The organism is Zoogloea ramigera (assembly GCF_006539865.1).
Classification (GTDB): domain Bacteria; phylum Pseudomonadota; class Gammaproteobacteria; order Burkholderiales; family Rhodocyclaceae; genus Zoogloea; species Zoogloea ramigera.
Map to the genome: position 1 here is coordinate 1 of NZ_BJNV01000028.1, position 3986 is coordinate 3986.

Here is a 3986-nt window from a genome sequence, read left to right on the forward strand (position 1 = left end):
GATGAAACTTTGTTGTGGTGGAGGTAAGCGGGATCGAACCGCTGACCTCTTGCATGCCATGCAAGCGCTCTCCCAGCTGAGCTATACCCCCGTCCAACGAAGACCGCATTATAGAGATGGTTCCGGGGCTTGTAAACCCCTTTTTAGCTATCAGCTGAAAGTTTCAGTTGTGCCCTGCCCTGCTGCTGCACACGTACACCTATATGTATGTGCACGCGCGCGCGGCAGAGACAACGCGACCTGGCCACCCCGCCAGCCGCTCACAAACCCCGAAACGAGGCGCCCATCAAAAACACAAAACCCAATACGGGGATTTTTTGATGTCAGATAATTTTACAAAGCCGCCGCAAGCCCAGGCTTTTTAAATAAATTAGTCCATGATTTTCATGCAGATACAGAACATGGCCTGCTTGTTGCTATTCACGAAGCGCCAACCTATCCAGTCTCTTGAACCCGAATCGGGTAGGCGTTTTCAATAGATTCAACCCGGAGGAATACAAGCATGTCCTTTAAGAAAGCTCTTCTGGCCGTTACGGCAGCCGCCAGCCTCTTCGCCGCAGGCGCCGCCAACGCGGCTTACACCCAATCCGCCACCGACTTCAGCGCGGCCTACAACTTTTCCAACTTCCTGAACGCCGACGGTTCTTTCAACCTGTCGTTCACCAACGTCACCGGCAAGCTGGAGTTCAACCTGCCCGCCGCGACCCCGGGCGGAGCCGATCGCCAGATTGTGCTGGATTGGGGTGATGGCACCGGCACGCCGAGCTACACCTACAACGGCGTGGCCTACACGGGCGGCAACGTCGCCGTGACCGGCGCGGGCATCACGCAGGTGCTGTCGCTGTTCCTGCCGAGCCTTGCTGCCCAGCTGAACCCGGTGATCAACGCCCAGGAAGTCTTTGATCTGGATTTCAACCTGAACTCGGGCCTGAATTTCGGCGTCACCGAAACCAACCGTACCGTCACTGGCGCGCCCGCAACCGGCATGACCGCCGAACAGGCGCTGCTGGCGCTGTCGGTGTCCCCCAACGCCGGCCTGCTGGCGAACACCCTGACGGACGTGACCACCACGGTGAGCAACGCCCCGTCGGTGATCGTCAATAACGTTCCGGAGCCCGAGAGCTTTGCGCTGCTGGGCCTTGGCGCCCTGGGCATGATGGCAGCCCGCCGCCGCCGCGCCTGATAGAGCCGAGCCGACCAGGTCATGCAAGACATGGCTTGCACAAATGCAAACGGCAGCTTGCGCTGCCGTTTGCGAGCTGATGCCGGGAGGCTATCAGGCAGACTTGCGACGACGGATGGCGCCCAGACCAACCAGGCCAAGGCCGACCAGCGCCATGGAGGCGGGTTCGGGGATGGCCACGGCGACGTTGCGCATGGCGAAGTCGGCGGTGATCAGGTTGAGGGTGTTGCCCGGGAACTGGTTGTGCTGAGCGTAGAGGTCGGCAGCGGCGAGCATGCGGCCAAAGCCAGCCCAGGTCAGGTTGGACTCGACGAAGGACAGCACGGCGCCGTCATCGAAGAGCGTGCCCGTGACGGCCAGACGGCCGGAGCCGGCGGTGGTGGCCGGCGCGACGCCGGTGAGGGTGGTGATCAGGTTGAGCACGTCACCGGAGGTGGTGCCGTCGTAGTCGATGACAAAGCCAACAGCGGTGCCGGCACCGTCATTGACGTTGTTGGCGCCCGGAGCGAAGGTCTTGTTGTAAATGCCGGCGGAGAGGCCGGTGGCGGTGATCAGGCCGTTGAAGATGTTGGCCGGGTTGTTGACCGACAGGGTCATGGCCGGCGCGCCGACGACGGGCGTCACGCTGACGAAGCCGCTGTAGTTCACGGCGTAATTGCCGTTCGGCGGAACGACGACCTGCACGGAGCCGGTGAGGTCACGCAGGGTGACGTCGAAGGTGGTCGGGGAGCCGTCGGCCATATTGGTGATGATGACTTCACCGGTCAGGCTGTCGGTGGTGCTGACGTAAGCCGGGGTGGCAAACGCGGCGGTGCTGGCCACGGAGAGTGCGGCGGTGGCTGCACAGAGGGCAAGTTTCTTCATAGGAAAGTCTCCAAAAAAAATTCGTGAGCCAGACAAGCCTCTGATGCCCGCGCCCCCGCAGGACGCGAGCGAGAAAGAGCCTGCCTGAAATGTGTTTCGCCAACCCAAAGAAGCATGTTATGTGCCAAAACTAAAAAAACCCTGAAATCATTGCCTTAAGGAAAGCTGGCGGCTCGACTTTGATGACCTGTGTAAAAAAACCCGACACAAACGTGTCTTTGGGGCAATTTTCTAGTGTGAACTAAGGCACAGGGAGGGGAAGGGGATCGTGGCAGCGGGGAGTGGGGAGTGGGAACGGCCCTCCCCCCTCACCGCCCACTTCCCACTTCCCACTTGCCCACTTCCCGCCCCCCTCAGAGCACCTTCCCCGGGTTCATCAGGCCACGTGGGTCGAAGGCCTGCTTGATGCGGCGCATCAGGTCGATTTCGACGGCCGATTTGTAGTCGGGCAGGAGATCGCGCTTGAGCTGGCCGATGCCGTGCTCGGCTGAGATCGAGCCGCCCCGCTCCACCACCTGGTCGTAGACGATGCGGTTGACCTCCGGGGTCCGGGCGATGAATTCATCATTTTCACCACGCACGGGGCGGGACAGGTTGTAGTGCAGGTTGCCATCGCCCAGGTGGCCGAAGCACACGATGCGCAGGCCCGGGTAGGCGGCGGCCAGGGCAGCGCCGGCCGCGTCGAGGAAGCCGGGGATCGCGCTGACCGGCACCGAGATGTCGTGCTTGATGCTGATGCCTTCGCGCTTCTGGGCTTCGGAGATGTTCTCGCGCAGTTGCCAGAGGGCCTGGGCCTGGCTGTCGCTGGTGGCAATGGCGCCGTCGATGACGCGCCCTTCGGCGATGGTGGCGGCGAGTTCGGCCTCGAGCAGCCCGGCCAGGGTGTCGCCGGTAACGGTGTCGCTGAGCTCGAGCAGCACGTACCAGGGGCTGGGCTGGCCCAGGGGGTCGCGGGTGCCGGGAATGTGCTGAAAGACGAGCTCGAGGGACGGGCGGCTGATGAGCTCGAAGGCCGTCACCCGGTCGCCGACGGCGGCGCGCAGGCGGCCGAGCAGCTCGACCGCGGCGGCCGGCGAAGCGACCGCCAGCCAGGCGGTGACGACGGCGCGCGGACGCGCGAAGAGCTTGAGGGTGGCGGCGGTGACGATACCGAGGGTGCCCTCGGCGCCGATGAAGAGCTGCTTGAGGTCGTAGCCGGTGTTGTCCTTGCGAAGCGCGCGCAGGCCGTCCCAGATCTGCCCGTCGGGGAGCACGACCTCGAGGCCGAGCACGAGCTCGCGGGTGTTGCCGTAGCGCAGCACCTGCACGCCACCGGCGTTGGTGGAAATCACGCCACCGACTTCACACGAACCCTCGCTGGCCAGGGCCAGCGGAAACAGCCTGTCGGCCTCCTGCGCCGCGGCCTGCACGGCGGCCAGCGGCACGCCAGCTTCGGCACACAGCGCGTTGTTGGCGGCATCCACGCTGCGGATGCGCCGCAGCCGCGACAGGTTGACCACCACCGCGGCCCCGTCGGCCAAGGGCGTGGCCCCGCCACACAGGCCGGTGTTGCCGCCCTGGGGCACCACCGGGCACCCCGCCGCTGCGCAGGCCCGCATCACCGCCGCCACCTGCGCAGTGTCGGCCGGCAGCACCACCGCACGGGCACGGCCGGTGTATCGCCCGCGCCAGTCGGTGAGGTAGGGCGCCATGTCGACGTCGACGGTAAGGCAATGGGGCGCGCCGACGATGCTGCGCAGGGTGTCGATGAGGGGCATGAACGAGCTCCGGGGGTGAGGAGTGGTGCCGGATTATTGCATTCGGGGGCACACACCGCGCGGGGGTGGAGAGGCGTTTCGCACACCCGCCGCCCGCCAAACCCCTCCCCGGCCCTCCCCTTGTCAGGGGAGGGAGCGCTCGACCCGCAGAGCCCCACCCGGAAACGAAGACGCACCATCCA

At 64.6% G+C, this 3986-nt stretch carries 3 protein-coding genes and 1 tRNA gene; 1 reads left to right on the forward strand and 3 read right to left on the reverse strand.

Features of this window, described 5'->3' with window-relative positions; translation table 11 throughout:
* Positions 1-15 precede the first annotated feature (15 nt).
* Positions 16-91 (reverse strand) — tRNA-Ala (locus tag ZRA01_RS09620).
* Positions 92-502: 411 nt separating this feature from the next.
* On the opposite strand from ZRA01_RS09620, the gene ZRA01_RS09625 reads away from it, so the two are divergent.
* Positions 503-1183 (forward strand): PEP-CTERM sorting domain-containing protein, encoded by a 681-nt coding sequence (locus ZRA01_RS09625; protein WP_141351582.1) that lies wholly within the window; start codon positions 503-505, stop codon positions 1181-1183.
* 93 nt (positions 1184-1276) lie between these two features.
* On the opposite strand, the gene ZRA01_RS09630 is transcribed toward ZRA01_RS09625, so the two are convergent.
* Both ZRA01_RS09630 and ZRA01_RS09635 read right to left on the reverse strand, forming a co-directional pair.
* The gene (locus tag ZRA01_RS09630; protein WP_141351584.1) at positions 1277-2047 is read right to left on the reverse strand and encodes a PEP-CTERM sorting domain-containing protein; all 771 of its coding nucleotides are present in this window, start codon (positions 2045-2047) and stop codon (positions 1277-1279) included.
* A gap of 353 nt (positions 2048-2400) precedes the next feature.
* Positions 2401-3804 carry an FAD-binding oxidoreductase gene (locus ZRA01_RS09635; protein WP_141351585.1) on the reverse strand — a complete coding sequence of 468 codons (1404 nt, stop codon included), beginning with the start codon at positions 3802-3804 and terminating at the stop codon, positions 2401-2403.
* Positions 3805-3986: the final 182 nt, after the last annotated feature.